Source organism: uncultured Roseibium sp. (assembly GCF_947494555.1).
GTDB lineage: Bacteria > Pseudomonadota > Alphaproteobacteria > Rhizobiales > Stappiaceae > Roseibium.
In genome coordinates this window covers 875,514-901,180 of the sequence record NZ_CANLVF010000002.1, presented here as the reverse complement: position 1 = coordinate 901,180, position 25,667 = coordinate 875,514, and the positions used below count along the sequence as shown (strand labels likewise).

Sequence of the window (25,667 nt, the reverse complement as noted above, 5' to 3'; positions counted from 1 at the left end):
GAGGTTACGGCATAGGAAATCACCGCTGCCCCCCGGATCTTGTGTGCCGGCTGGCATATAGAGACGAAAAATTTACTTATGACAAGATGTGTTTGCGGGTGATCTGAAGGGTATTTCGGAACTGATCCTGTGCAAGCGAGCAATGAGAAAGTTTGCGAAAACGGGTTTCATTAGGATCGGATGCTTGTCGAAAATACGGAAATACAGCTGGAATACTCGCAATTCCAACTACTTTAGTATTTTTTTCTCAGCAGTTTGGTTTGTTGTCGAGTTGCACGAACAATGTATCTCACGAAAGACTAGGTAGCGACCTGTGGACGCAGGCCGCTAGCTACTTCGCTTACTCCGCTGCGCTTTCAACAGCAGGCTTCGGTTCCAGATCATCGGCGCTGTGGCGCTCGTGTACCTGTTCGTGCTCTTCACCCCAGGCCTTGTTCACTTTTCGCCCGCGAACAACGGCCGGCCGGTTGTCGATCTTTTCGGCCCAGGCCTTCACGTTCTTATAGTCGTCGACGGCTAGGAATTCGGCGGCATCGTAAAGGCGTCCGAGTACAAGTGCGCCGTACCAGGGGAAGATTGCCATGTCGGCGATGGTGTACTCTTCACCTGCGACATAAGGCTGGTCGGCGAGCGCCTTTTCAAGCACGTCCAGTTGGCGCTTGGTCTCCATGGTGAAACGATCGATCGGATATTCGAACTTTTCCGGTGCGTATTTGTAGAAATGTCCGAAGCCGCCGCCGAGATAAGGCGCGGACCCCATTTGCCAGAACAGCCAGTTCAGCGTTTCGGTTCGAGCAGCGGGATCTTTGGGCAGGAACGCGCCAAACTTTTCAGCCAGGTAAAGCAGTATCGAACCGGATTCAAAGACCCGGGTCGGGGGTGTGGTGCTGTGGTCGACCAGGGCCGGGATTTTCGAGTTGGGGTTTGCGCCGACAAAGCCGCTGGAAAACTGGTCGCCTTCGTTGATGCGGATCAGCCATGCATTGTATTCGGCACTTTCATGTCCGAGGGCGAGAAGCTCCTCCAGCATGATCGTGACCTTGACGCCGTTAGGAGTGGCGAGGGAGTAAAGCTGCAGGGGGTGCTCACCGACCGGCAGGTCCTTTTCGTGGGTAGATCCGGACACGGGACGGTTGATGCTGGCAAACTCGCCGCCGTTCGGCTGCTCCCAGGTCCATACTTTGGGCGGCGTGTAGGTTGAGGTCTCACTCATCGGGAAGGCTCTCCGGCTCGGATCACGTTGGACGGGTCTGCGTGAGTTCCGGTGTAGGCATCGAAACCCATCGCAATGTTACGATTAGATAGGACGCTGAGTGATGTTTGCCTAGGGCAAGTTTGCGTCGGGGACGGTTTTTTTACAAAAAGCCGATTTCAAACTTCCGGCGGGTTCTCACGGAACCATGAACGGTCTCGTTCATTGCCGCTAAGACTAAGATTTATTGTCGCTTTTGCTCTCGACCGGCGGTTAACGTTAGGGCATTCTCTATGTATGAGGACTGGAAAGAAAGATCAAAACTGACACTGGTCCTTATTGAGGAAAGATCTTTGAAATCGAGATCAGGAGAACTTTGCGGGACCAAAAAACAAAAAGAAAACCCGTCTTGATAATTGTCGCAATTCAGGGAGGACGACATGAACTTGAGGCCAGATCCGAGTTTTTATCCGACAGCGCAAATGGCGATGGAGGCACCGGTTGAAAAGCTGGCCTTCACATTGATGCTAAGTCCGGATTTCAGCAGGCCGGATGGCTTGGCCATCGTGAATGTCGATCCGGAGAGCGCGGAATACGGGCAGATCGTGCACACGGTGATGATGCCGAACAAGGGAGATGAATTTCACCATTTCGGCTGGAATGCCTGCTCGTCGGCTCTCTCTCCGCTGACCGGTCACGCCTTTCTCGAGCGGCGCTACCTTATCATTCCGGGCATCAGATCCTCGCGGATTTACGTGATCGATGTGAAGGAGCCTTTGCAGGCAAAGATCCACAAGATCATCGAGCCTGAAGAAGTGTTTGCGAAAACGGGATATTCGCGCCCGCACACGATCCATTGCGGACCTGAGGGAATTTATGTGTCAACGCTCGGCGGTGGTGGAGCAGACGGCACCGATGGTCCTCCGGGCATTTTCATAATGGATTGCGAGACCTTCGAGATCCTCGGCCGCTACGAGATGGATCGGGGCATTCAGGACAAGCACTACGATTTCTGGTGGAACTTGCCGCGTGACTACATGGTCTCTTCCGAGTGGGGCCTGCCGCCGCAATTTGAGAACGGAATTGTCGCTGAAGATCTCTTGTCCAACAAATACGGCCATCGGATCCATTTCTGGGACCTGCGCGCGCGCAAGAATGTGCAGACGATCGATCTTGGTGAGAACCATCAGATGGCCCTCGAAATACGCCCGGCGCATGATCCGGCGAAACAATATGGCTTCTGCGGCGTCGTGGTTGATACGACCAACTTGCAGGGAGCAATATTTACCTGGTGGCGCAATGATGACGGGACATTCGAGGCGAAGAAAACTGTCACCATAGATCCGCAGCCTGCCGACCCGAACGACTTGCCGGAGCTTTTGAAAGGGTTTTCGGCGGTGCCGCCGCTCGTAACCGATATTGATCTCAGCCTTGACGACAAGTTCCTCTATGTCGCGTGCTGGGGCACGGGTGAAATGCATCAATATGACGTCTCCGATCCGATGAACCCCACGCTCGCCGGCAAGGTGGAAATCGGCGGGATCGTGAAAAAGACGAAGCATTCGAACGGAAAAGACTTCGGTTACGGGCCGCAGATGGTCGAGATCAGCCGGGACGGCAAGCGGGTCTACTGGACCAATTCCCTCTATTCCATCTGGGACGATCAGTTCTATCCGGGCGAGCGTGGCGCTGCCATGGTCATGGCGAATGCGGGACCGGACGGCGGGCTGACGCTCGACAACAAGTTCTGGGTCGAGTTTCCCGAAGGCTACCGTTCGCACCAGATCCGGCTGGAAGGCGGAGACTGTTCGACTGACAGTTTCTGCTATCCCTCGGTCTGAACTTGGACGGGATGAGCGTGACGGCCCTCTGGCTGGCCGTCATCGGATCCGGCCTTTATCACGGCCTCAACCCGGGAATGGGGTGGCCGCTGGCGGTGTCAGCCGCTCTCATGGAGCGGCAGACGCAAGCGCTTCCACGGGCGCTGGTGTCGCTGGCAGCCGGGCATTTTCTGGCAATGCTCGCGATCCTGTTGCCTTTTTCGGCAATGATCGTGCTTGTCAGTCTTGAGCGTGAAATTCAGATCGTTGCAGCGTGTCTTGTGATCGGTCTGGGGCTTTACCTGCTCATCACCAATCGCCATCCGAGGTTTCTCGCAAGAGTTTCGCCTGCCAAGCTCGGCATCTGGTCCTTCCTGGTTGCAATCGCCCACGGAGCAGGCCTGATGCTTGTCCCGATCTATCTGGGTATTTGTTCAATCCAGGACAGTCAGGGGCATCAGGCTGCCGGGATGTTGATGGCGGCAGACGTTCAAATGGCACTGCTGGTCGCTGTCGTGCATACGCTCGCGATGGCGACTGCCGGTGGGCTACTCGCCGTTGGTGTCTACCACTGGCTGGGCCTTTCGTTTCTGCAAAAGGCCTGGTTCAATCTCGACCGGGTGTGGGCAGTCAGTCTCGTTCTCGTAGGGGCCTTCGCGCTTTTCTTCGCCCACGGGTGAACACGCACCTTAAGACAACAACTCGTCTTCAAAGGGAAACTCGGACAAGAGCTCGATCCCCGTCTGCGTGATCAGCACCTGTTGCTCAAGCTTGACGCCTTCGCGACCGTTGTCTTCGCCGATAAAGCTTTCCACGCAGATCGTCATGCCCGGCTCCAGCACGCCGTCATAGCCGGCGTCAGGAAAATCACCGTGGTGATAAAGATATGGATATTCACCGGTCATGCCGACGCCGTGGGCGGAAAGATAGTAGCGGTTGGTGTAGTACCGCTCTGGAATATCCCACGCCCTGTCTGCGTATTCCCGGAAGGTCATGCCTGGAAAAAGGATATCCATATTATGATGCACCTGCTCAAAGGCGACCTTGTAGAGATCCTTTTGCGTGGGGCTGGGCTTGTCAGGACCGGCATGAAAGGTGCGGGAAAAATCCGCGTAGTATCCGTGGCAACCGACGACATCCGTGTCGAGCGCGATCAGATCGTTGGGGGCAATGACGCTGGACGAGGTTTCCTGAAACCAGGGATTTGTCCGTGCGCCGGCGTTTAGAAGACGCGTTTCGACGTAGTCGCCGTTCTGCTCGATGATGGACTTGTGGAGCGCCGACCACAACTCCGCCTCCGTCAATCCGGGGCGGATCGCATCGCGCAGTTTCCCGACCCCGATCTCGGTTGCACGCAAGGAGGCGATCACGCATTTCATTTCTTCAGGCGACTTGATCGCCCGCGCCATCTCAACGGGTTGCTGTGCGTCGACAATCTTGAGGCCGGTTTCCTGAAGCGCGATGCTGGTGCCGGCATTCAGCCGTTCAAGCCCGACAACCGCCGTTTCGCCGCCAACAAGCTCGCGGATGAGATCTGCCATTTCCGCCGCCCACGTGCGTTCCCGTTCCACGATATGGGGACCGGTAGCGACGTAGCTGGCCGTCGAGGCGGTTCTGACTTCGTCGATCGTTTCCAGACCTTCTGCAAGATGCCGGCACCCGGTGAACTCAAAGAGAATGCTTTTGTCTGCGGTCATGAGCAGATAACGCGAAGGCGTATTCCGCATGGAAAAGACCTGCATGTTGCGTGCACCGGTGGCATAGCGAATGTTGACCGGATCGGAAAGAATGACGGCATCGACACCGTATTCTGCCATTTTCCGGCGCACGCGGGACTGCCTGTAGCCACGAACGGCGGGAAGGTCGATGCCCTCGCTTGTCCCGACAAGGTCCAGTTGGGCAAGACCATCCAGATCGCTGCGTTCTGCGTGCCAGTCGATTTCCGCCATGGTGAATAGCTCCGTTTACACACAATACGGAATAACCACATCCGGAAGGCACACGAAAAGTCTGGAAAAACTCTGCCAATTGGATAACCTCTGGTTATGCAAAGCTACCGTAAATCCTTGCCGCCGCTTGATACGCTCGTCTTCTTTGAAGCCGCCATGAGACATTTGAATTTTACGGAAGCTGCGGATGAGCTGTACGTGACGCAGGCCGCGGTGAGCAAGCGAATCCGTCAGTTGGAAAGCTGGCTGGGCGTTGATCTGTTTGAGCGAACGGGCCGCAAACTCGTTCCAACGGAGGCGGGCGCGTATCTGGCGGAGAAAACGGGAATGACGCTCGATTATCTCGATTGGGCGCTGCGAACCGTAAAAGTACCCGCAAGGCCGGTCGTGCGCATCGCATCCGTAACGGCACTGGCAACGTTCTGGCTGCAGCCGAAACTGAGAGAGTTTGCGTTGTCGGATGATGCATGCCCGTTCAATCTTGTCACTGCCGACGAACTTGGCGACCTCTTGCGGCCCGAGCATGACCTTGTTGTTCTGCACGGTGAGGATCGACTGCCCGGATGGAATGCCGAGCTGCTGTTTCCCGAAGACATTGTTCCGGTCGGTACGTCGCGCATTGTGAAGCTGGCGGAAAAGGTTTCTCCGGGTGAGGCTCCAACGCTTTTGAATTTCGCACGAATGGCACCCAATTGGACGGACTGGCCGGTCTGGATCCAGAGAACGGGATGGTCGGAGTTCGCCCAGTGGCCTGTTCTGGAATGTGCAAGTTACAACCAGACGATCGGCAGGGCTCTCAAGGGGGAAGGCCTTGCCCTGGGCGCTTTGCCGCTGCTGCGCGACGAGATATCGTCAGGGTCTCTCGTTGCCATGACTGAAAGAAAGCACACGACAGGCAAGGGATACTTCATTGCCTGGCCCCAAACCCGACCGCTTAGCGTCGAAGCGCAGAGGTTGAAAGAAGCGCTTGTGAGGGAAAGTTGAACCGCTTCAAGAGATCGTTCACGGAAAAACTGCGCGAAACGCCGCCTTATGACGTGATCCCGTAGCTCTTCAGGATCATGTTGTGCGTTCCGTCTTTGACGAGCGAGTTGAAGGCACTTTGCAAACTCTCGACAACGTCATCAGACGTTTGGTGATGCAGCGCCAGATACAATTGCCCGCGGTCCAGTTCGTAGACAGTTTCATAGTCGTCCAGATTGGCGCCGAATTGTTGCAATCCCCAGCGCGTGACCTTGGTTTCGTAGGAAATTGCATCGACCCTGCCGGCCATCAGTTTCCTGAAGTTCTGCTCGTTCGACAGGACCGCTTCGATCCTGTCGTCCGGAACGCCTTGTGCCCGCAGGAGCAGCTGTCCGACATCGTCCTTTACGACACCGATCCGGATATTGGCTAGGTCGTGCACGGTTTTGATATCCAGCTCACGGCTCTTCTTTGCCGTTAGACCCACGACGGTTGGCACAAATGGCCCGACCCACTTGAACAGTTCCTCGCGGTCCTGTGTGCGTGTTGTGGAAAAAAGCGCGTGTCCGGGGCGTTGCAGCGTGAGGTTATAGCCGCGTGCCCAGGGAAGCAGTTCAATATCGCCGCGACCGTGCCCGGAGTTCGTCCGCCGAAAGATTTCAGCCATGATCTCGACACTGATCCCGTTCAAGCCCGATCCGTCCTGATAGTTGAACGGCGGATATTCCTCGGTCATGACCTTGAGCGCATTCAGTTCCGAGCGGGCGAAAGACGTACGCGCCGATGGCAGGGCAGAGAAGGCAGCCAGGCCGGCGACAACGGATCTCCTCGTCAAGTCTCGCATCGGTTGACCCTCGTTCTTCTGGTTGTCCTAACCAAATCCGGTGTTTTTGTATTCAACGTCCGGCAACGTCGATGTCTCGACTTGTGCGCCGCTCTCACTCGAAAGCAGAACGTCCAGGGGAGCCGCTTTCCCGAACAGGAAGCCTTGGCCCGTCTCAACGCCCAGATCGATAAGACACTCGAGCTGCCGCTGGCTTTCAATACCTTCAGCGATGACACTCAGGTTCAGCTTTCGCGCCAGCCCGACAATCGCCTCAATCAGCGCGGAATTCTTCAGGGAGCGTTCGCTGCCGTTGCCTGCGTCAAGCCCGTTGATAAACGATCTGTCGATCTTCACGATGTCGACCGGGAAACGGTTCATGTAGCTCAAGGACGAGAAGCCGGTGCCAAAATCGTCAAGGGCAAATGCGCAGCCCAGTTGCCGGATATCTTCGATGAGACCGTCCAATCCCATGCTGTTTTGCATGAGCGTCGTTTCCGTGATCTCAAGCACCAGTTGACCAGGGCGAATGGAATGTGCCGAGAGTTTACCGTCGAGCTTCGCTGGCAAGTCGGGAAGAAACTGTGCGGCAGAAAAATTGAGCGCAACGTAGTTCGACCGCCACCGGCTGTCTGATTGCAGGCGTTCCAGAGCTTGAAGCCCCAGTTCGAGGACGAGGTCCCCGATTTCCAGGATACCGCCGGTTTGTTCCGCCGCGCGAATATACTCAAGCGGGGGAAGGACACCCCTTTCGGGATGAACGAGCCGCAACAATCCTTCAAAGCCGACGGGTGCTCCGCTCTTCAGATTGACGATGGGCTGGAAGTGCAACTCGAACCAGTCATTCTTCAGCGCTTCGGAAATGATCTCTTTCACTTCAAGCTGCTGCGCTGCTTCCTTGCCGAACTGTTCGTTGAAAACGCAAAACCCGTTGCGCCCGCTGTTCTTCTGCCGGTACATCGCGACATCGGATGCCTTCAGCAGCTCTTCGGCACTTTTTGCGTTCTCCGGGTAGAAAGAGATACCGACGCTGGCGGAGATCTGCAGGGTTCGGCCGCCGAGGTCGATCGGCCGGTTGAGGGTCCGGTTGATCTTCGTTGCGAGTTCGACAGCGCGTTTTTTGGTGGATTCGCACGACAGCATGATTGCGAATTCATCGCCGCCGAACCGGCCAAAACTGTCGCCTTCGTCGAGCAGTTGCGCCACTTCCCGGGTCACGGATTGCAAGACGCGGTCACCTGCAAAGTGTCCCAGGTTGTCGTTGACCCACTTGAAACGATCGAGATCGAAAAACAGCACTGCAATATCGGCTTCGCCGTCGGTGTTTTCGATTGCTGCGTTCAAGCGGTCTGCAAAGCCTTCCCGATTCAAAAGGCCTGTCAGGAAGTCCGTACGAGCCTGCCGCAGGATCTTGGCCTCCGCTGCCTTCAGCTTGCTGATGTCCGTCATGACCGAAAGCGAGCGCCGGCCGCCCGAACTGTCGTCGAAGTCCTTGGTTTCGGTTATCAAGACATCGAGGCGTGATCCGTCCGCCTTTTGAAACACGGATGTGACCTCGAGCGTCTCGTTTTTTCCCACCGAGAGCATTCCGCGGTTCGTCAGATAGTCATCCTTGAACTCCTCGTGGATGAACTCGCAGAACTTCCGTCCGATGACCTGTTTGCGGCTGTAACCGGTCGCATGAAGCCAATAGTCCGAAACCTTGATGATCCGGTCTTTGCTGTCGATCGAATAGAGCATGACCGGCGTGTTGTTATAGAGAAATGCCAGCCGCTTGTTTGCCTTGATGAGCTGCGCTTCGTCCTGGTCCAGACTTTCCTGCATCTCGTTGAACGCGTTCGTTACCCGGCCCAGTTCATCTGAAGACGTCCAGTCGACCTTCTTTCGCGTTCCCGAACGGTGAGTGGCTTCAATGGCGGCATTCAGGCGCGTCAGAGGCCGGGAGATCATGAAACGGTTGGCGATCAGCGCTGCGACGAGAACCGAGATCGTTGACACGATGAACAGGATTGCCGATTTGCCGACCTCCCGTATCGCCGCGTTGCTGATGTGATCGGACATGAACCTGATGCGCAGCGTGCCGACTATGTGCTCGGCACCATCGACCGAATGCGTGATTTCCTTGGAAAAAAACGCTTCATCGTTTCCTGGGACCGTATGTTCACTCTCGCTATTGGTAACGCGCGTGAGGCTAATGCCATTGTCATCCAGGATTTCGATGCTGAAGATGTCGCGGTCGTTTGCGATCGCGCCGGCCCACTTTCTCAGGTTTTCGTAGTCGAAATCCCAGAGCACCTTGCTGAGGGCCTTGCTGTTTGCATCCAGAAAAACACGCTTCTTGGCGAGCATCTCACCCTCCAGCGTGTCTTTCGTGACAATGAAAAAGGTGATGAGCAAGGGTCCGTTCACGGCGATCAGGGCCGCAAACATGATTGCGAGAAACTTCCGCTGCGTTGATGTCCTAATCAGTCTCAGCATGGAGTAAGAATACCCCGGTTGCGGTAAACAAATTGCTTCTCTTGTGGTTGAGAAGTGTTGCGTATTGTCTGTTTTGTCGCTGCAAATGTTATGGTTATTCAGCGATCAGCTGAAAAAAACATAGCCTGATTCGCTAAATTCAATTCAATTTACATTTTAAGAATTGCTGGGAAGTGCATCGAATGCTGTCATGCGGGCATGTTCTGCTTACATCGCAGCGACCGGGTATTCCCTTTATTGTCAGTTACTTGAGCGCGGTCATCTGGATGCACCGGGGCGTTTGCCGACGGACTGCCGTGATACACGGGAGTCCGCCGGTTCAGGAAAGTTTTTCTGCCATTTGAGCCCCGTCGTCTGATGACCGGTGTCAGTCGCGGACGATGTATACAGAACATTCCGAGTGTCTCGCGACACGGGCAGCGTTTGGGCCGAGCAGAAACTCTTTGAGATCGGGCTTGTGCGCACCTATGACGATCAGGTCAGATCCGGCCTGTTTGGCGGCCTGCAGAATTTCCTCGTAGATCGAGCCCGCCGCGACGACGTGGCGGACGTCCTTGTTGCGCTCTTCACCGAGCACTTTGCTGACAAGATCTGTCAAGGCTTCCTTGGTTTTCGACACCATTTCGCCCTGAAAATTCTCGTCGAAATACGAGTTCACAAGCGTCACGCCATAGTTTGGAACCACGGTTATGACATCGAGCTGCGCGCCGTCGAGGCGCGCGATCTTGTCGCCGGTCTCGAGAACCCGGATATCGTCCTCGTGGGAAACGTCGACCGCACACAACACAGATTTGACCGTCATGCCGTCACTCCTTTCTCGCGACCAGCGCGTGCGCGCTGGATCAGATAGACCACCACAAGAAGCAGAAGGCCGGGGATATAGATAAGCTCCTTGGGAAGTTGCTCGACCTCGATTTGAGCTGTCTTTGCAACAACAGGGTTGTCGGCATAAAAATCGAAATCTCCGAGTTCCTCGAAATATGCAGTACCGGGGAACGGTTCGTCGATTTTCAGAACGCCATCCTCATCGAATACAGTTAGGCCGAGAGCCTCGAGCCTGGCTTCACCGCCGGTTTCTGAACCGGGTTTCACCACGATTGTCTTTTCGGTGGTGTTTCCTGTGTCGAAATCGGGCCCGCTTACCGTGACCCGGATCTCCTGACCCGCAGGCGCGTTTCCGACGGCCTGTACGAACTGTGACGGCTCAATCTGCTCGAACGGAGGCTGGATCCGGTTCATGAAGAAATCTGGCCGGAACAGGATGAATGCAATCAGCACCAGCGCGACGCTTTCATAGATCCGGCTTTTCGTGACGAAATAGCCCATCGTGCCCGCGGTAAAGACGAGGATCGCTATCGTCGCCACGAAGAAGACAAGCGTCCCCTGAAGCCAGCCGACATCGATGAGAAGCAGGTCCGTGTTGAAGATGAACATGAAGGGGAGGGCGATCGTTCGCAGCGAATAGAAGAAGGCCGTGAACCCGGTTCGTATCGCATCGCCGCCGGACACGGCCGCGGCGGCAAAGGACGCCAATCCGACCGGTGGTGTGACATCCGCCATTATCCCGAAATAGAAGACAAATAGGTGAACCGCGATGAGGGGCACGATCAGGCCGGACTGGGCGCCCAACTCAACCACGACACCTGCCATCAGCGATGACACCACGATGTAGTTCGCCGTTGTCGGCAGCCCCATGCCAAGCACTAGCGACAGCAGGCCGACGAACATCAGCATCAGGACAAGGTTGCCGCCCGACACGAATTCAACCAGGTCGGCCATCACCTGCCCGATACCTGTCAGCGTGACGGTGCCGACGATGATGCCGGCGGTTGCGGTCGCCAGGCCAATACCGATCATGTTGCGCGCGCCGTCGATCATGCCGTGGACAAGGTCGTTGACGCCTTCCTTCAGCTCATTGAAGGTTTCGCTTTCGCCGCGGAAGATCGCTTTGATCGGCCGTTGGGTCAGAAGAATGACGAAAAGAAGCGCGGTCGCCCAGAAAGCGGAAAGACCCGGAGACTTCTGTTCGATCATGAGGAAATAGACGAGCACGACAATCGGCAGCAGATAGTAGAGGCCCGCTTTGTAGATTTCCGAAATCTCAGGAAGAGTGATTTCAGTTTCATTCGGATCGTCGGGATGCAGGTCGTCGACGGTTGCCGCAAGCTTCAAGAGAGCCAGGTAAGCGACGAAGACGAGGACGGCCAGGATCCAGCTCGCGCCTTCAGGAACGGCTGCAACGATCCAGCCGACCGGGAACTTCACGCCGTAACAAAGCGCGGCGAAACCGGCAAAGAAGAAGAACATGCCAAGCACGGTGCGCAGCGTTGAAACGGTTTTGTGCCCGATAGTGGGCATGTTCCGCTTCACAGCTTCAAGGTGCACGATATAGACCAGCGCGATGTACGAAATCACGGCCGGCAGGAAGGCGTGCGTAATCACGTCGACATAGGAAATGCCAACATATTCGACCATCAGAAAGGCCGCGGCGCCCATGACGGGCGGCATGATTTGTCCGTTGACGGATGACGCGACTTCAACCGACCCGGCTTGTTCGGATGAAAAGCCGACGCGTTTCATCAAGGGAATGGTGAACGTACCGGTGGTGACAACGTTGGCGATCGAGGAGCCGGAAATCAGGCCGGTCGCGGCAGAACCGACGACGGCGGCTTTCGCAGGGCCGCCCTTCAGGTGACCGAGCGCACCGAACGCCATCTGGATGAAGTAGTTTCCCGCACCCGCCTTGTCGAGCAGTGCACCGAAGAGAACGAAGAGAAACACGAACTTGGTTGAAACACCGAGCGCAATGCCGAAGACACCTTCAGAGGTGATCCACATGTGGCTCATTGCTTTCTTCAGCGAAGCGCCCTTCCAGCGGATGACCTCGGGAACCCATTCCGAAGAGCCGAAGAATACGTAAAGAAGAAAAACGGTGGCGACAGCGGCCATGGCCGGGCCAAGCGCTCGCCGCGCGGCCTCGAAAAGCACAATGATGCCAGCTAGCGCAAACCATTTGTCCATGTCATCGGCAAGACCACCGTTGTTGACGATCTTGTCGTAAAAGAAGAAGCCATATAGGGCGATGAACGCACCGAAGAGGGCGAGGATCCAGTCCTGGATCGGAATGTAGTGGCGAGGACTGCTTCGCAGTGCCGGATAAGCCATGAACGCCAGGAACATTGCGAACGCTAGGTGAAACTGGCGGCTGTTGTTGATCAGGTCTCCCGGGAGGATGTAATAGGCGACGGGGGAGGCCAGCAGAACCTGAAAGACCGACCAGGCAAAGGCGACTGCCGCGAGCATCAAGCCCACACTGCCGGCCGGATTGCGGGATCCGGAATCAGAAGCGGCGACCAGTTCCTGTAGTTCTTCTTCGGAAAGACCTCGTTTCGTGTCCTGATTGTTCGCTTGGTTTTGGTCCGCCATGAAAGTTCCCCATCTTTCGGCTCTTGTCTCGAGCCGCTGCCCACTGGTTTCGGGTCTTCAGGGCCTCGGGGCCCTTGAAATCACATGTCGTGCAATTGGAGTGCACCTGAGCCTTTGAAACGGCTTCTTCCGGCGCAAAAGGATGGGTCCGGAGAAATGTCTCCGGACCCTGAAAAATCGTGGCTTAGTTGATCCAGCCTTGTTCTTTGTAATACTTGGCTGCGCCCGGATGCAGCGGTGCGGACAGGCCGTCAGCAACCATTTCTTCCGGCTTCAGGTTGGCAAATGCAGGATGCAGCTTCTTGAACGCGTCGAAGTTCTCGAAGACCGACTTGACCAGCGTGTAGACCGTGTCGTCAGCAACGTCTGCAGATGTAATGAAGGTCGCTCCCACACCGAACGTGTTGGTGTCGCCATCGTTGCCTCTGTACATGCCGCCCGGAATGGTCGCCGTGCGGTAGTAGCTGTTGTCGCCGACGAGCTTGGAGACGGCGTCACCACCGACATTCACCAGAACGGAATCGCAAGCGGTGGTCGCTTCCTGGATCGAACCGGACGGATGGCCAACGGTGTAGACCATGGCGTCGATCTGGTTGTCGCAAAGAGCTGCAGACTGTTCGGCTGCCTTGAGCTCGGTGGCCTGTGCGAAATCGCCGGTGGTCCAGCCCATGGCGTCCATCAGGACTTCCATCGTTCCGCGCTGACCGGAGCCTGGGTTGCCGATATTGACCCTTTTGCCTTTGAGATCCTCGAAGTTCGCGATGCCGGAATCAGCGCGTGCCACGACGGTGAACGGCTCCGGATGCACAGAGAAGACTGCGCGAAGGTTTTCGAACGCACCCTTGTCTTCGAATTTCGAAGTGCCGTTATAGGCGTGATACTGCCAGTCGGACTGTGCAACACCGAATTCCAGTTCGCCTTCGCGCACGGTGTTGATGTTGTAGACCGAGCCACCGGTGGATTCGACGGAGCAGCGGATGCCATGGTCTTTCCGGCCCTTGTTGACCAGACGGCAGATCGCGCCGCCTGTCGGGTAGTAGACGCCTGTGACACCACCGGTACCAATCGTGATGAATTCTTCAGCCGATGCTGCACCGGTAAGTGCAATGCTGGATGCCAGGACGGCACCTGCAAGATTCAATTTCATCATCATTTGACTAGGCTTCCCTCTTGTTAAAATTCTCAAGTCAAGCGTGGTTCAACACCCTAGACATTTTCAAACTCATCGAGCAAGCGATTATACTTGTCGACCTCCTGGATCCTTGCGTCTGCTTCGGACCCGGCTCGCGCAACCAGCATGCCTGTTATGGTTTCTATGAGCACAAGCGTGGCTGCGTAAGACGAAAAAAAGTGTGGACTTTCAGTGCGTTGTATAAAGTGAAAGTCGGCATATTGCAGACCGGGAAAGGCCCGGCTATCGGTCAGAACGACCACCTTGGCACCACAACCGGATGCAAGTTTGGCCGCTCTGACGGACCGGTGCGCATATGGATGCTTTGAGATGATCAGCACGGTGTCATCCGCCCCAAGAGCGGCAAGCGTACTTCCAAGAGTGGTACCGTTCCGCCCGGCGACCAGCCAGCGGTCATCAAACCACTTGGCAAGGTAGGCGAAGTAATCCGTGAAGCCAGCTGAAGCCAGCGCGCCTATGAGCACGATCTTGCGAGAGGCGGCAAGCCGGTCAACCACGGTTTCAAGCGTCGCCGGATCGATGTCTGCGACGAGGCCCTGGATGTTGTCGATGCAAGCCGCAACCTGGCGCGGGAGCAACGGTTGATCCGCGTCACTGCGAAGGCGGCGGGCTTTGTCCTGAAAACTGTCCTGCTCGCGTTCGCTGAGCTCATATCGCGCCTGTTCCCGAAGCGCCTCGTAATCTGAATAGCCGAGCGCTCTGGCAAGCCTTGTGTAGCTTGCAGGCGATACGCCGCTCGCGCTCGCCACGGATCTTAGACTTCTTGTTGCGATTTCCACTTGATTTTCAGCTATATAGTCCGCAGCAACACGCAGCGTTTCACTCAGCTCTGCATAGCTGCCTGAAATCGCCGTGCGGATTTTTGGCTGTGGACTTGCTTCCATTTGTTTACTGTTTCATTTGTTTTTTCTCTTGTCAAACCCTGAAACAAATGTTTCGGTGACGCAGCTTTCAAGGCCGCCGCAGCCGCTCGCGGAAGTTCAAACAGTCTCCTCTCAAACGAGCCCTGGGCCTTGTTGTTTGAGACGTTGTCACCGGGTGAATTTGTGGTTTCATGTTGCCAGGATTGTGCTGCCATTGTCTGTTTCCCAAAACGAACCCGGCTTCTCCCCGGCATGACCGGATATCCTGATGAGCAGCATTGCGTCCTTCGTGTGCATCCATTGGAGTCGATCCTTTGAACGCCGTCGTGGGCTTGATCTTTTTCAGCGCAATCGTCAAACCTCCCCAAGACTTTGGGGAGGCGTACCGTGATACCGCTTGAAGTGCTGAGTGTATTCTTTGTTGCCGCTGTCGCGCTTGGCCTCTCGCCGGGGCCGGACAACATCTTTGTTCTGACACAGTCGGCGCTTCATGGCCGGTTTGCCGGCCTGCTTGTCTCACTTGGCCTTTGCACGGGGCTTGTCGTCCATACGATTGCGGTTGCGTTCGGTGTTGCCGCGATCTTCGAAACGTCAGCCTTGGCGTTCACGGTCCTGAAGATCGTGGGTGCCGGTTACCTCCTATATCTGGCTTTTCAGGCATTCAGGGCAGGCAGTGCGGATTTGCCGAAAGGCGACGGACCGGCCCTGACGGGACTGGCGCTTTACCGGCGCGGCATCGTGATGAACGTCACCAATCCGAAGGTCGCGATATTCTTTTTGGCTTTCCTGCCGCAATTCGCGGATCCGGCACGAGGATCCGTCCCGCTCCAGATCCTCGTGCTGGGCGCTCTGTTCATCGTTGCAACACTTCTCGTTTTTGGAGGCGTGGCTTTGGGAGGCGGTTTGCTTGGAAGCTATCTCCGGCGCTCGGCAAAGGCTCAGGTCTGGCTCAATCGCCTGGCGGGCACCGTCTTTGTCGTGCTGGCCGCCCGCCTTGCCATCGCAGAGCGCTGATCACGCATTGGATCTGCCCGGAAGCGGAACGACAGCCGATTCCGGGCAATCTTGGCTAGCGCGGCTCAGACCGCCTGAAGGACGTAGACAGAAAACCAGGACTTCGCATCACGGTGTTCATCGAGGATCCGCCAGCCGCTCCTGTTGGCTATCTCGGAAAACGCGGTCTCGTCATATTTGTGCGAGTTCTCCGTATGGATGGTTTCGCCTTCCTGAAAGGAAACCACGGCTTCACCGATCTGCACGGATTGGTCCGCAAGGCTTTCAAGATGCATTTCAATGCGGCTTTCCGGGGCGTTCCACACGGCTCTATGGGCAAAACGTTCCAAATCGAAGGTGCCTGCAAGATCGCGGTTGATCCGTTGCAACAAATTGAGATTGAAGGCAGCGGTCACGCCGGCAGGGTCATCGTAGGCCTCAAGAAGAATGTGTTCTTCTTTCGGGCGATCGACACCGACGATCATCGTGGCACCCGGCATTGCCTCTTGTACGGAACGCAACAAAACGATTGCGTCCGCCTTTTCGAAATTTCCGATCGTGGAACCGGGAAAGAAGACCAGAACCGGCAACTCGGGCAGCAAGGGAAGCTTGCCAAGAGGTTGGGTGAAATCGGCCGCAACGGGTATCACGGCGAGGGAAGGGTAGGCGCGCCGAACACGTTCGGCAGCGTCTTTCAGATGATTGGCCGAGATGTCGACAGGCATATAGACCGACAGATCCGGAAAAGCATCGAGCAGCAGATTCGTCTTGCGGCTTGATCCGCTGCCGAGTTCCACCATGGCGCCGCGTGCCCCTGGAAGGCGCCCGAAATTGCGTGCTTCCTTTTCCAGAAGGCCAAGTTCGGTACGTGTTGGATAATAGGAATCCAGCTCCGTAATGGCTTCAAACAGATGCGAACCGACATCGTCATAGAGCCACTTGCTGCTGATGGTTTTCCGAGGCGCTTGAAGACCCGCCAGGATATCGGACCTGAATTCAGTCACCTGATCTACAGGGGGAACATGTTTGGTCATTGGTCTGCCGCCAGTCTGAGCCCCAGCATTTGCCAGCGCTGATGTGGGTAGAAGAAGGTTCGATAAGAAGAACGCATCTGAAGCTTCGGGGTTGCGCAGGAGCCACCGCGCAGCACCATCTGGTTCACCATGAACTTGCCGTTGTATTCACCGATCGCACCCTCGGGCGGCCGGAATCCCGGATAGGGCGAAAAGGCGCTGCTGGTCCATTGCCAGACATCTCCCCAAAGGCCATCGCGCCGGCCAACCGGCATATAGCTGCCGCTTTCGAGGAAGTTTCCGTCGATCTCAGTATGCGCCGCCGCCGATTCCCACTCGGCTTCCGTCGGCAACCGGTGCCCGCTCCAACGGGCAAAGGCGTCCGCCTCGTAGTAGCTGACATGAACAACAGGAGCGGTCAGGTCGACAGGACGCGGGCCCTGCAAGGTATAAGTCCACCACTGGTCATCCTGTTTCCACCAGTAAAGTGGTGAATCCCAGCCGTTTTGCTCACGCACCGCCCAGCCTTCCATCAGCCAGAGTGTCTGGGTGTCGTAGCCGCCGTCTTTCATGAAGGCGATCCAGTCCCCGTTGGTCACCGGTCGATTTGCAAGCTTGTAGGGATCAAGCCAGACCCTGTGTCTGGGACCTTCGCAATCATAGGCAAAATCGGTCCCCTCATGTCCGATCTCAAGAAGGCCGCCGTCATAGGAGGTCCAGCTGGTCTCCGATGGGGTCTCAACGGCGGCAGGCTGGGGCGTAATGTAATTCGGCAGGAGCGGGTTGTATGAAAGGGCATGCAGGAGGTCGGTCACGAGCAGCTCCTGATGCTGCATCTCGTGATGACACCCCAAAGTAATCAGTGCATTCAGCTGATCCTGTTCCAGCGCGAACCTGTCGTAGATCATCGCTTCGCGCAGGGCGTCCTCGACATGGGCGCGATAGGAAGTGACTTCGGTCACGCTGGGTCTGGACAAAAGACCGCGTTTCGATCGCGTGTGCCGAGGACCGGCCTGCACATAATAGGAATTGAAGAGAACGGCGAACCTGTCGTCTTTCGGATGGTAGCCGGGCAGATGTGGTTTCAGGATAAATTCTTCAAAAAACCACGTCGTGTGCGCCAGATGCCATTTGGGCGGGCTGGCGTCTTCCATCGATTGAAGCCCCATATCTTCGTCGCTGAGCGGGGCGGTAAGTTTTTCCGTCTGTGTCCTTGTTGCGTAGAAAAAATCCAATACATCAGAAGCGGAGGATGGGTCGCTCCGTTCATCCAGGTAAGTCATGTATTTCCCTCCACGAGGGCATCGGCAAGATTGCCTTCCACCGGCCCTGTGACTGCCACCAAGCGACCTGAACGTAGGAAGCAAAGTTGGCATTCCAACGTTGGGAAACGCACCACACCGGTGCAAAAATGCGCAAATAAAGTGGCAATGCGCTTGGTGTTTATGAAAATCACCATGATTTCAGAAATCATCGAAATTCGCTCCTGATTAGCATTAATTCAGCAAATCCTTGATATTCGGCGGGTTTTCTTGCTTTTCGATGAGGGACTTACGCGCCTCATCTGAGCCTGAATTTAGAAAAGTGTTCCTGACAGCTGCCTGTCAGGATTGCTTAGGTCTTCACTTCACAAACGTGTGAGGCGCGCAAATTTCGCGCCTGAGTTTTCTCCCGGCACCCTTCTGCGATCCACGAGGCGAGGTTCAATCCCAGACACACAAGAGGTACGTTGACATATTAGGTCAAATGTCCTAATCCTCTTCTAGGTCAACTGGCCTAAATTCACAAGCCGACAGTTGACCACTTGGTTTTGTGATGTTGCAGGAGCGCCAATGAAAGCCGAAGCCACACGGCAAAAAATCGTCGAAAGGGCGGATGAGCTGATCTATGCAAAGGGATTTGGCGAGACATCCTTTGCCGATATCGCCGGAGCGGTCGGCATTTCGCGCGGCAATTTCTACTACCACTTCAAATCCAAGGATGAGATCCTGGACGCCGTTATCGAAAAACGGTTGGTGGACCGGGAACGGCTTCTCGCAAACTGGGGCGAGACATCTGACGATCCGCTGAAACGCATCGAATGCTTCATCAAGATCGTCGTGGTGAACCAGACCAAAATCATGGCCTATGGCTGTCCGGTCGGCACGCTGACGGCCGAACTCGCCAAGATCGATCATGGATCGGGAGCAAAGGCCAACGAGATCCTGGCCCTGTTCCGGGACTGGCTGACAAGGCAGTTTCTTGAACTTGGCTGCGGCGGCGAAGCGTCTGCGCACGCCCTTCATGTGCTCAGCTGGAGCCAGGGCGTTGCCACGCTGGCGCAAGCCTTCAAGGACGAGGCCTTCGTACGCCGCGAGGTGGAACAGATCCTCGACTGGGCCGAGGCGGTCAAGAATCAGACTGGCCATGCGCCGAAAAGTGCGACAGGTCGCTGAAACACTTTGCAGATCGGTATCAAGGAGAAAGAGATGTTTGTCGTTACGCTGACTTTTGCAGACAACAAGGCGAGGGCGGGTGAGCTCATGGAAGGGCACAAGGACTGGATCAAAAAAGGCTTTGATCAAGGCCTCTTTCTGATGGTCGGCAGCCTTCAGCCAAACGCGGGCGGCGGTATCATCGCCCACAATACGACACGCGAAGACCTGGAAGCCTTCGTCGCGGAGGATCCTTTCGTGGCCGAACAGGTCGTGAAGGCAGAAATCCTCGAAATCACCCCCGCACGCCTGGACGAGCGCCTGCAGTTTCTGGCGGCGTAGTCCTCTGAAAGCATCGAGGCTTTGAACCATGTCAGAACGAAAAAAGCGCCCGAAAAGGGCGCTTTTTGTATTCGTAGGTTTTGTTGTTTACTGAACCCGCGGGAACAGCGGCTGGATGTCGCCGAGTTCGGTGCCGCCGGGCAATCTGTCCAGCTCCGGCTTCCACGGACGCGCGACATCGGTGACGTTCAGCATAGCGAGTGCCTTGCCGGCGGACACCGGGATCACCTGTTGCAGCGCCTCCATGACGATGCGCAGGCAGTCGAGACCGACATAAACAACGGTGCGGGCGCGGTCCTGGGTGTCTTCGGACTTGAAGAGCGTCCAGGGGGCCTGCTTGTCGAAGTAGTTGTTCATCTCAGCCGCGGCATCGATGATGGACTGCATCCGCGCCGGAATGTCGGCCAGATCGATCCATTCCCCCATGCCCGCTGTCGCCTCCAGCACCGACTGACGCAAGGCCTCGTCTTCCGGCGCGAGCGTACCCTCGACCGGCAGCTTGCCGTCGAACTTGGACTTGGCGAACTTGGCAGCGCGTGAAAGCAGGTTGCCGAGCTTGTTGTTCAACTCGCTCTCGTAGGTCTGTGCGATCAGCTCAACCGAGATCTGGCTGTCGCTGTCCGCGCGCATATGTCGGGCAAGATACCAGCGCAGCGCATCAACGCCGAGCTTGTCCATCACCTCGATCGGATCGACCACGTTGCCGATGGATTTCGACATCTTGACCCCGCCGGCACCGACCCAGTGGCTGTGCACGGAGAGCTTTTTCGGCAATGGCAGATCGGCGGCCATCAGCATCAGCGGCCAATAGACACCGTGCGGCTTCAGGATGTCCTTGCCGATCATGTGTTCGCAAACGGCCCACCAGTCCTGGTAGCCATCATCCGGCCAGTTGATGTTGGTCAGGTAGTTGGCGAGTGCATCGAACCAGACATAGGTGACGAAGTCAGTGTCGAACGGCAGTTCCACGCCGAGGGTCACGCGTGATTTCGGCCTTGAGATGCACAGATCGTCGAGCGGTTCGGCAAGCATTTTCTTGAGCTCGTTCTTGAACGGCTCGGGCTGCACGAATTCCGGATTGTCGTCGATATGCTTCAAGAGCTTTTCGCGGAACGGCTCCATCTTCAGGAAGTAGTTGGTCTCGTCCGTCTGCTCGACCTTCATCGTCGGGTGCAGCGGGCATTGTCCGTCCTCGGTGAGGTCGCTCTCTTTCTTGAACTCCTCGCAGCCCTTGCAGTAGGTCCCGGTGTATTGCTTTTTGACGATCAGGCCCTTGTCGAAGATCCGCTGTTCCATCTCGGCGACAGCCTTTTTGTGGCCTTCGCGGCTGGTACGCACGAAATAATCGAATTCAACGCCTAGCTTCTCGAACACATCCCGGAACTCCGCACAGCGCATGTCGAGATATTCCTCGACCGGCATGTCGAGTTCCTGCGCGGCTTCCTGGTTTTTCTGGCCATGTTCGTCAACGCCGGTGGAGAGCTTGAGCTCGTATCCGAGCGCAAGCCGGTTGCGCTTCAGGATGTCGGCCATGATGGACGTGAAAGCGTGACCGATATGCGGAGAACCGTTGACGTAATAGATCGGGGTCGTGATGTAGCTTTTCATCCAAACGCTTTCGAAGTTTCGGGGCCTTGCCGGAAAACGCACTCAAACGTTTTCCGCATGCTGCGGCGTGCCCGTGAATGGGACCGCAGCTATATTTCACACTCAAGGGATCAAGGAAAGCCCCGGGTCGGGTTTCTGACATCAATGTGGGGGTTCCAGGCCGAAAGGCAATGTTCCGGTCAGGTCTGCTTTGACTGTCATACCTGCACCTGTTTTCACGGGGTAAAACTCCGGCCGGGATGACAAAAGGGTACGAATTCGGAATTCTCAAAAGAGGGGACGATCGTCTCCTCCCTTGTCATCCCTGCGTAGGCAGGGATCCAGTATTCTCCTGTCTGACCGTCTTGTTCAATTGCCGCCCAAACGGAGTACTGGGTCCCGGTTTTGCCGCTTACGCGCCAAGCCGGGACGACAACCCGAAAGTCACCCATCTTAGTCCGCAGGGCCAAAGTAGCGCCCCAACGATCAGGCCGCGAGTGAGCGGACCAAACGCCGCTACCCGATCACCCATATGCCCGCGAGAACGAAGAGAGCCAAAAACACGGTTTGCGTCACCAGCATCCAGATCGCCGGGCCACCGACTTCAAGAAGCTTAGGGATCGATGTTTTCATGCCAACTGCCGCAATCGCCGCCAGCAAGGCCCAACGGGACACCTGACCCGCCAGGTCCTTGGCGGTTTCAGGGATGAGGCCGAAGGAATTGATGGCCGCCAGGATCAGGAATGCGAGCACGAAAAGCGGCATGAGCGGTGGCCGGGCAGATCCGACTTTACTCGCACTGCGCAAGATCAGGGCAGCGATGAGAACGAGAGGAGCCAGAAGCGTTACCCGGATCAGTTTGACGAGTGTGGACAGATCGCCTGTTTCGTCCGAGATCGAGAAGCCGGCACCGACAACCTGAGCGACATCGTGAATGGTTCCGCCCAAAAAGACGCTGGTTGCGTCGACCGAAAGACCGAGGCTGCCGGTGAGAATTGGATAAAAAATCATGGCGAGTGTCGACAGAACGGTCACGGTAATAACCGTGAAGGCAAGGTCGCGTTCGGCGTTTTCCCGTTTTGGAAGTATGGAGCCGATCGCCATGGCAGCAGACGCGCCGCAGATCGCGACGGCACCGCCGGACAGAAACGAAAACAGCCTGTCTTTTCCGAAAAACCGTCCGATCAGCAGGGAAAAGCCGATGGTTGCAAGGACGCCAAGGATGACCAGCAGCAGAAACGGCAGACCCAGCGCCTGGACCATTTCAACACTGATCCGAACGCCCAACAAAGCAACTCCGATGCGCAAGAGCGTCCGGGCTGCGAACGCGATTCCGTCTGACGTGCGCGGTTCCTCCGACAGGAAATTGAGGGGCATGCCGAGCAGGATCGCCATCAGCATGGCAGGCGCACCGTAGTGTTCGTTAAGAAATTGGGCGGAGATGGCGACAAGGCCTGCAATTGCAATGCCGGGAAAAAGCTGATTTGCCCGGTCCTTGAAAGCTTCGATCATGAGAGTCCTGTTTACGGTCGGTCGACCGGAAGACCACTTGGTACGCTCTCTGGAATGCCAAAGGGCGGTTCGGAAACGGACCTTGTTCCCGTCAATGCTTGAAGAAAGGCGACGAGGTCTGCGATTTCACGGTCGGTGAGGGATATTGGCTCGATATCCCTGAAGCGAGCATGTCTTGCCATTTCGCGTTTGTCGTTTAAGACCACGAAATCAATAGGTTCCAGCCACGGTGCCTCAGGGAGGTTTGCCATATCCGGTTGCCAGCTTTCAAGCATTGCGTATGAGTCCAGATGATGACGGACAATTCCCTCCAGCGTCGGGTAAGCGCCGTTGTGGCCGTAAGGAGCGGTCAGTTCGACGTTGCGCAGCATGGGCGTTCGGAACCGGTAGGCGTCCTCGAGCAGGTCGCTTTCGCCCATGCGCCCGACATCGCGCACCATCGGGTCGAAGCGTCGGGTGCGGCCCGGACCAAAGGGCGGCAGGCCGAGGGCATGGAACTTCTGATCGCTGAACAGCTGGCCCGAATGGCAGCTCGCGCAGTTGGCCTTGCCGTAAAAGAGGTCCTGTCCGCGTTTCTGCTCAGCCGATAGTGCGTTGACGTCGCCGGAAAGATACTGATCGAACGGGCTGTCGAAGCTTGTCCATTCGATTGCCTGGAAAGCTGCCAGCGCATTGGCGACTTCAGCGATCGTGACCTGTTCAGGCTCTTCGATGTGGTCAAAGGCCTCAACGAACATCCTGCCGTATTCGGGGATCACGCGGACGCGCTTGGCAAGGATCGGCCAGGAAGCGTCAATCCGGTCATGAACAGCACCTGCGATTTCGTTTTCTTTCGGATTGCCGGCCATCTCGAACTGGGCGACCAGCGGGAAGATGGCCTGGGCTCCCAACAGGGTTTCAAGCCCCTCCGGCAACCATTCTTCTGCGGGAGAATTGAATCCGTTTTCATAGTCATCGGAAATCGAAAGACGGCCGTCGTGAAACAGGGTGTGAAGCTCTTTTGCGCCTAAATTCCAGAGGCCTGGCGCATTTCTCGGAATCCGTTTCTTAATCCTGTTTTCAGAGACAAGGGCGGTCCGGTTCCGTCCGAGACCTTCGCCGCCTTCACCGATCCCCAGAGAAAGCCCGTCGCCGGTCCCCAGGGTCGGATGATGACAGGTGGCGCAGGCAATATTCCTGTTTCCCGAGAGGATCTTGTCGTAAAAGAGGAGCTGGCCGAGTGCGGCCTGCTTCCTGTCGAACGCGATGAAATCGTCTTCGCTCAGAGGAGGGGGCAGGTCCGCTGCAAGTGCTGGCGCGGACAGAAAAACAACAAGTGGGATTGAACGAAGCAGATGAAGAAAACGCTGACAGCCGCCTTGATCGGATGTGCCCTGATGTCGGTTCCTGCCCGGGCCGAAATTGAAGCCGCCCGCGATTTGATGGAGGCCGGACAATTCGAGCGGGCCCGAGCGGAACTTTGGCCGGCGGCGCGTTCCGGGAATGCGGATGCCGAGGAGCTTATTGGCGTCATGTACGCCATGGGCCTCGGCGTTGAACGGGACGATCAGCGGGCTTTCGAGTGGTATCTCAGAAGCGCCATGAAAGGGCACCCGGGCGCTCAGTCCGGGATCGGCTGGTACTACGAGGTTGGCCGGGGAATGCCCGCGCCGGATCTCGTGCGCGCCTACATGTGGTACACGCTGTCGGCCATCGGCGGCGACCCCGACGCCGCGATCTCGCTGGAGGAGGTTGTAAAGAAAATGACCAAGGAAGAGATCGAAAAGGCGCATATTCTGGTCGATGACTACAAGGTGTGGATGTATCCGTTCCGGTGAAGCATTCACTGGGAATTCGTCATCCCGGCCAAGCGGAGCGCGAGCCGGGATCGGGGAGCTTCGGGAAAGTGTAACGCGCCGGCGGTCTGTTGTCTCGGGCACTCCGATCCCGGATCTCGGCTTGAGCCTCGTCCGGGATGACGACGGAAAAGCAGCGCGGTAGCGCGCCCGGCTGTGGCCGGACGCGCCTGTTCAACAAACCTTAGTTCAGGTCGGCGTCACGTGCGCCGTTGATGTCGGTTTCAGCTGCCTGGACGGCTTCTTCCAGAGCGCCGAAGATCTCTCCGCCGCGCGTAACATTCGACTTGAACCAGTCATAGACCGGAGAAGCAGCTTCCTTGAAAGCGGCCTTTTCATCCGGGGTCGGAACGTAGAGGTCCCCGCCACCGGCGACAAAGTCTTCGTAAGCCTGGATGGACTTGCGCTTCGGCGAAGCGAAGGTTGCCTGCTGAAGGGCATAGAAGCCGTCCACAACAACACGGCGCATGTCTTCAGGCATGGAGAGGAACTTCTCGTTGCTCATCCACCACAGGGCGCCCATGTAGGCGTGGCCATCAAGCGTGACGTATTGCAGGCCGGCATCCGGGAACTTCATGCCCATGATGTCTGTGATGCCGTTCTTGGATCCTTCAACAACGCCCGTCTGGAACGACGTGAACAGCTCCGGCCACGGAATCGGGGTCGGAGAAGCACCCAGTGCCTTGACCAGTTCCTGCGGCAGGTCAGCCACAACGGTCCGGATCTTCAGGCCTTCCATGTCCGCAGGGGCTGCGACACGGCGCTTGGTGTTGGCGAAGTTCCGCCAGCCGCCGGTGTTGCCAACCGTCATGAGGCGGATCGTGTTGTCGGAATCTTCAAGAGCCATGCCGCGCATGGTCCGGACGAAGTCACCGGAAAGAACGTGCTCTGCGATGCGGTCGTCGGACATCATGTAGGGCAGGTCGAGAACCTGCACATACGGGAAGATACCGGAGGCACCGCCCGACGTGGAGATGTAGATGTCGATGGCACCGCCTGCAACACCCTGAAGACACTCAGCACCGTTCGAGCAGAGCTGCGTGCCGATGAAGAGTTCAACTTCGATCGCGCCGTTGGATGCGGCTTCCACGAAGTTCTTGAAAACGACAAGACCGTCATAATCCTCGTCGTTCTCGTTGGAGTTTGCAGTTGCGCGCAGCGTGTAATCCGCGGCAACGGCACTCAATGACGATCCGGCAAGCATTGCCGCGACAGTGAGTGTTTTAAGGGCAGATTTGAGCATCAGGTACCTCCCATATTAAGCT

General features: G+C 56.6%; 22 protein-coding genes. 7 read left to right on the top strand and 15 right to left on the bottom strand.

Going from position 1 to position 25,667, the window contains the following annotated elements:
* Positions 1 to 340: 340 nt before the first annotated feature.
* Complete coding sequence (gene yghU / locus Q0915_RS12630; protein ID WP_299471880.1) at positions 341 to 1,213, bottom strand: glutathione-dependent disulfide-bond oxidoreductase; 873 nt, start codon at positions 1,211 to 1,213, stop codon at positions 341 to 343.
* A gap of 419 nt (positions 1,214 to 1,632) precedes the next feature.
* Here yghU and Q0915_RS12625 point away from each other — a divergent pair, with 419 nt between their 5' ends.
* The gene (locus tag Q0915_RS12625; RefSeq protein ID WP_299471879.1) at positions 1,633 to 3,033 is read left to right on the top strand and encodes a selenium-binding protein SBP56-related protein; all 1,401 of its coding nucleotides are present in this window, start codon (positions 1,633 to 1,635) and stop codon (positions 3,031 to 3,033) included.
* Positions 3,034 to 3,044: 11 nt separating this feature from the next.
* The gene (locus Q0915_RS12620; protein ID WP_299471878.1) at positions 3,045 to 3,692 is read left to right on the top strand and encodes a hypothetical protein; all 648 of its coding nucleotides are present in this window, start codon (positions 3,045 to 3,047) and stop codon (positions 3,690 to 3,692) included.
* Between the two features lie 9 nt (positions 3,693 to 3,701).
* On the opposite strand, the gene Q0915_RS12615 is transcribed toward Q0915_RS12620, so the two are convergent.
* Positions 3,702 to 4,961, bottom strand: a complete 1,260-nt coding sequence (locus Q0915_RS12615) for a Xaa-Pro peptidase family protein (RefSeq protein ID WP_299471877.1) — start codon at positions 4,959 to 4,961, stop codon at positions 3,702 to 3,704.
* 96 nt (positions 4,962 to 5,057) lie between these two features.
* Here Q0915_RS12615 and Q0915_RS12610 point away from each other — a divergent pair, with 96 nt between their 5' ends.
* Positions 5,058 to 5,945: a LysR family transcriptional regulator gene (locus Q0915_RS12610; protein WP_299471876.1), complete on the top strand. Its 888-nt coding sequence runs from the start codon at positions 5,058 to 5,060 to the stop codon at positions 5,943 to 5,945.
* A gap of 46 nt (positions 5,946 to 5,991) precedes the next feature.
* On the opposite strand, the gene Q0915_RS12605 is transcribed toward Q0915_RS12610, so the two are convergent.
* The 6 genes from Q0915_RS12605 to Q0915_RS12580 all read right to left on the bottom strand — a co-directional run bounded on the left by Q0915_RS12605 (position 5,992) and on the right by Q0915_RS12580 (position 14,727).
* Positions 5,992 to 6,768, bottom strand: coding sequence for an ABC transporter substrate-binding protein (locus tag Q0915_RS12605; RefSeq protein ID WP_299471875.1), 777 nt, complete (start codon positions 6,766 to 6,768; stop codon positions 5,992 to 5,994).
* A 27-nt stretch (positions 6,769 to 6,795) separates the two neighbouring features.
* Entirely contained in the window at positions 6,796 to 9,225 is a 2,430-nt protein-coding gene (locus Q0915_RS12600) for an EAL domain-containing protein (protein ID WP_299471874.1), read from the bottom strand.
* A gap of 367 nt (positions 9,226 to 9,592) precedes the next feature.
* Positions 9,593 to 10,027: a universal stress protein gene (locus Q0915_RS12595; RefSeq protein ID WP_299471873.1), complete on the bottom strand. Its 435-nt coding sequence runs from the start codon at positions 10,025 to 10,027 to the stop codon at positions 9,593 to 9,595.
* Positions 10,024 to 12,651: a TRAP transporter permease gene (locus Q0915_RS12590; RefSeq protein ID WP_299471872.1), complete on the bottom strand. Its 2,628-nt coding sequence runs from the start codon at positions 12,649 to 12,651 to the stop codon at positions 10,024 to 10,026. Before Q0915_RS12590 ends, Q0915_RS12595 begins: the two co-directional genes overlap by 4 nt.
* Positions 12,652 to 12,835: 184 nt before the next feature.
* Positions 12,836 to 13,798 (bottom strand): TAXI family TRAP transporter solute-binding subunit, encoded by a 963-nt coding sequence (locus Q0915_RS12585; protein ID WP_299472324.1) that lies wholly within the window; start codon positions 13,796 to 13,798, stop codon positions 12,836 to 12,838.
* 59 nt (positions 13,799 to 13,857) lie between these two features.
* The gene (locus Q0915_RS12580; protein WP_299471871.1) at positions 13,858 to 14,727 is read right to left on the bottom strand and encodes a MurR/RpiR family transcriptional regulator; all 870 of its coding nucleotides are present in this window, start codon (positions 14,725 to 14,727) and stop codon (positions 13,858 to 13,860) included.
* A gap of 366 nt (positions 14,728 to 15,093) precedes the next feature.
* Here Q0915_RS12580 and Q0915_RS12575 point away from each other — a divergent pair, with 366 nt between their 5' ends.
* Complete coding sequence (locus tag Q0915_RS12575) at positions 15,094 to 15,720, top strand: LysE family translocator (RefSeq protein ID WP_299471870.1); 627 nt, start codon at positions 15,094 to 15,096, stop codon at positions 15,718 to 15,720.
* Between the two features lie 65 nt (positions 15,721 to 15,785).
* Here the strand turns inward: Q0915_RS12575 and egtD are convergent, their stop codons facing one another.
* From egtD to Q0915_RS12560, 3 genes are read right to left on the bottom strand one after another with little or no spacing between them, the layout of a single operon-like run.
* Positions 15,786 to 16,733 carry an L-histidine N(alpha)-methyltransferase gene (gene egtD / locus Q0915_RS12570; protein WP_299471869.1) on the bottom strand — a complete coding sequence of 316 codons (948 nt, stop codon included), beginning with the start codon at positions 16,731 to 16,733 and terminating at the stop codon, positions 15,786 to 15,788.
* Entirely contained in the window at positions 16,730 to 17,995 is a 1,266-nt protein-coding gene (gene egtB / locus Q0915_RS12565; protein ID WP_299471868.1) for an ergothioneine biosynthesis protein EgtB, read from the bottom strand. Before egtB ends, egtD begins: the two co-directional genes overlap by 4 nt.
* Positions 17,992 to 18,186 carry a hypothetical protein gene (locus tag Q0915_RS12560; RefSeq protein WP_299471867.1) on the bottom strand — a complete coding sequence of 65 codons (195 nt, stop codon included), beginning with the start codon at positions 18,184 to 18,186 and terminating at the stop codon, positions 17,992 to 17,994. The genes egtB and Q0915_RS12560 overlap by 4 nt, the downstream gene beginning before the upstream one ends.
* A 358-nt stretch (positions 18,187 to 18,544) precedes the next feature.
* Between Q0915_RS12560 and Q0915_RS12555 the strand changes: the two genes are divergently transcribed.
* Together Q0915_RS12555 and Q0915_RS12550 are read left to right on the top strand one after the other, a co-directional pair.
* Positions 18,545 to 19,147 (top strand): TetR/AcrR family transcriptional regulator, encoded by a 603-nt coding sequence (locus tag Q0915_RS12555; RefSeq protein ID WP_299471866.1) that lies wholly within the window; start codon positions 18,545 to 18,547, stop codon positions 19,145 to 19,147.
* 33 nt (positions 19,148 to 19,180) lie between these two features.
* Entirely contained in the window at positions 19,181 to 19,468 is a 288-nt protein-coding gene (locus Q0915_RS12550; RefSeq protein WP_299471865.1) for a YciI family protein, read from the top strand.
* Between the two features lie 87 nt (positions 19,469 to 19,555).
* On the opposite strand, the gene metG is transcribed toward Q0915_RS12550, so the two are convergent.
* The 3 genes from metG to Q0915_RS12535 form a co-directional block, all read right to left on the bottom strand.
* On the bottom strand, positions 19,556 to 21,076 hold the full coding sequence (gene metG, locus Q0915_RS12545; RefSeq protein WP_299471864.1) for a methionine--tRNA ligase: 1,521 nt from the start codon (positions 21,074 to 21,076) through the stop codon (positions 19,556 to 19,558).
* Positions 21,077 to 21,571: 495 nt separating this feature from the next.
* Positions 21,572 to 22,567, bottom strand: a complete 996-nt coding sequence (locus tag Q0915_RS12540; RefSeq protein ID WP_299471863.1) for a putative sulfate exporter family transporter — start codon at positions 22,565 to 22,567, stop codon at positions 21,572 to 21,574.
* A gap of 11 nt (positions 22,568 to 22,578) precedes the next feature.
* Positions 22,579 to 24,003 (bottom strand): cytochrome c peroxidase, encoded by a 1,425-nt coding sequence (locus Q0915_RS12535; protein ID WP_299471862.1) that lies wholly within the window; start codon positions 24,001 to 24,003, stop codon positions 22,579 to 22,581.
* Between Q0915_RS12535 and Q0915_RS12530 the strand changes: the two genes are divergently transcribed.
* On the top strand, positions 23,989 to 24,384 hold the full coding sequence (locus tag Q0915_RS12530) for a tetratricopeptide repeat protein (protein ID WP_299471861.1): 396 nt from the start codon (positions 23,989 to 23,991) through the stop codon (positions 24,382 to 24,384). The two genes, Q0915_RS12535 and Q0915_RS12530, sit on opposite strands and share 15 nt — an antisense overlap.
* A 202-nt stretch (positions 24,385 to 24,586) precedes the next feature.
* Here the strand turns inward: Q0915_RS12530 and dctP are convergent, their stop codons facing one another.
* A complete protein-coding gene (dctP, locus tag Q0915_RS12525) occupies positions 24,587 to 25,645 on the bottom strand; it encodes a TRAP transporter substrate-binding protein DctP (protein WP_299471860.1) in 1,059 nt (352 codons plus the stop codon).
* Positions 25,646 to 25,667 lie beyond the last annotated feature (22 nt).

What these genes read in the sequence shown, in the direction of transcription:
- Q0915_RS12560 (WP_299471867.1), bottom strand. Translation starts at nt 18,186, where the DNA reads ATGATTTCTGAAATCATGGTGATTTTCATAAACACCAAGCGCATTGCC.
- Q0915_RS12555 (WP_299471866.1), top strand. Translation starts at nt 18,545, where the DNA reads ATGAAAGCCGAAGCCACACGGCAAAAAATCGTCGAAAGGGCGGATGAG.
- metG (WP_299471864.1), bottom strand. Translation starts at nt 21,076, where the DNA reads ATGAAAAGCTACATCACGACCCCGATCTATTACGTCAACGGTTCTCCG.
- Q0915_RS12610 (WP_299471876.1), top strand. Translation starts at nt 5,058, where the DNA reads ATGCAAAGCTACCGTAAATCCTTGCCGCCGCTTGATACGCTCGTCTTC.
- Q0915_RS12585 (WP_299472324.1), bottom strand. Translation starts at nt 13,798, where the DNA reads ATGAAATTGAATCTTGCAGGTGCCGTCCTGGCATCCAGCATTGCACTT.
- Q0915_RS12550 (WP_299471865.1), top strand. Translation starts at nt 19,181, where the DNA reads ATGTTTGTCGTTACGCTGACTTTTGCAGACAACAAGGCGAGGGCGGGT.
- Q0915_RS12625 (WP_299471879.1), top strand. Translation starts at nt 1,633, where the DNA reads ATGAACTTGAGGCCAGATCCGAGTTTTTATCCGACAGCGCAAATGGCG.
- egtD (WP_299471869.1), bottom strand. Translation starts at nt 16,733, where the DNA reads ATGACCAAACATGTTCCCCCTGTAGATCAGGTGACTGAATTCAGGTCC.
- Q0915_RS12605 (WP_299471875.1), bottom strand. Translation starts at nt 6,768, where the DNA reads ATGCGAGACTTGACGAGGAGATCCGTTGTCGCCGGCCTGGCTGCCTTC.
- Q0915_RS12595 (WP_299471873.1), bottom strand. Translation starts at nt 10,027, where the DNA reads ATGACGGTCAAATCTGTGTTGTGTGCGGTCGACGTTTCCCACGAGGAC.
- egtB (WP_299471868.1), bottom strand. Translation starts at nt 17,995, where the DNA reads ATGACTTACCTGGATGAACGGAGCGACCCATCCTCCGCTTCTGATGTA.
- Q0915_RS12580 (WP_299471871.1), bottom strand. Translation starts at nt 14,727, where the DNA reads ATGGAAGCAAGTCCACAGCCAAAAATCCGCACGGCGATTTCAGGCAGC.
- Q0915_RS12600 (WP_299471874.1), bottom strand. Translation starts at nt 9,225, where the DNA reads ATGCTGAGACTGATTAGGACATCAACGCAGCGGAAGTTTCTCGCAATC.
- dctP (WP_299471860.1), bottom strand. Translation starts at nt 25,645, where the DNA reads ATGCTCAAATCTGCCCTTAAAACACTCACTGTCGCGGCAATGCTTGCC.
- Q0915_RS12590 (WP_299471872.1), bottom strand. Translation starts at nt 12,651, where the DNA reads ATGGCGGACCAAAACCAAGCGAACAATCAGGACACGAAACGAGGTCTT.
- Q0915_RS12530 (WP_299471861.1), top strand. Translation starts at nt 23,989, where the DNA reads ATGGAGGCCGGACAATTCGAGCGGGCCCGAGCGGAACTTTGGCCGGCG.
- yghU (WP_299471880.1), bottom strand. Translation starts at nt 1,213, where the DNA reads ATGAGTGAGACCTCAACCTACACGCCGCCCAAAGTATGGACCTGGGAG.
- Q0915_RS12540 (WP_299471863.1), bottom strand. Translation starts at nt 22,567, where the DNA reads ATGATCGAAGCTTTCAAGGACCGGGCAAATCAGCTTTTTCCCGGCATT.
- Q0915_RS12620 (WP_299471878.1), top strand. Translation starts at nt 3,045, where the DNA reads ATGAGCGTGACGGCCCTCTGGCTGGCCGTCATCGGATCCGGCCTTTAT.
- Q0915_RS12615 (WP_299471877.1), bottom strand. Translation starts at nt 4,961, where the DNA reads ATGGCGGAAATCGACTGGCACGCAGAACGCAGCGATCTGGATGGTCTT.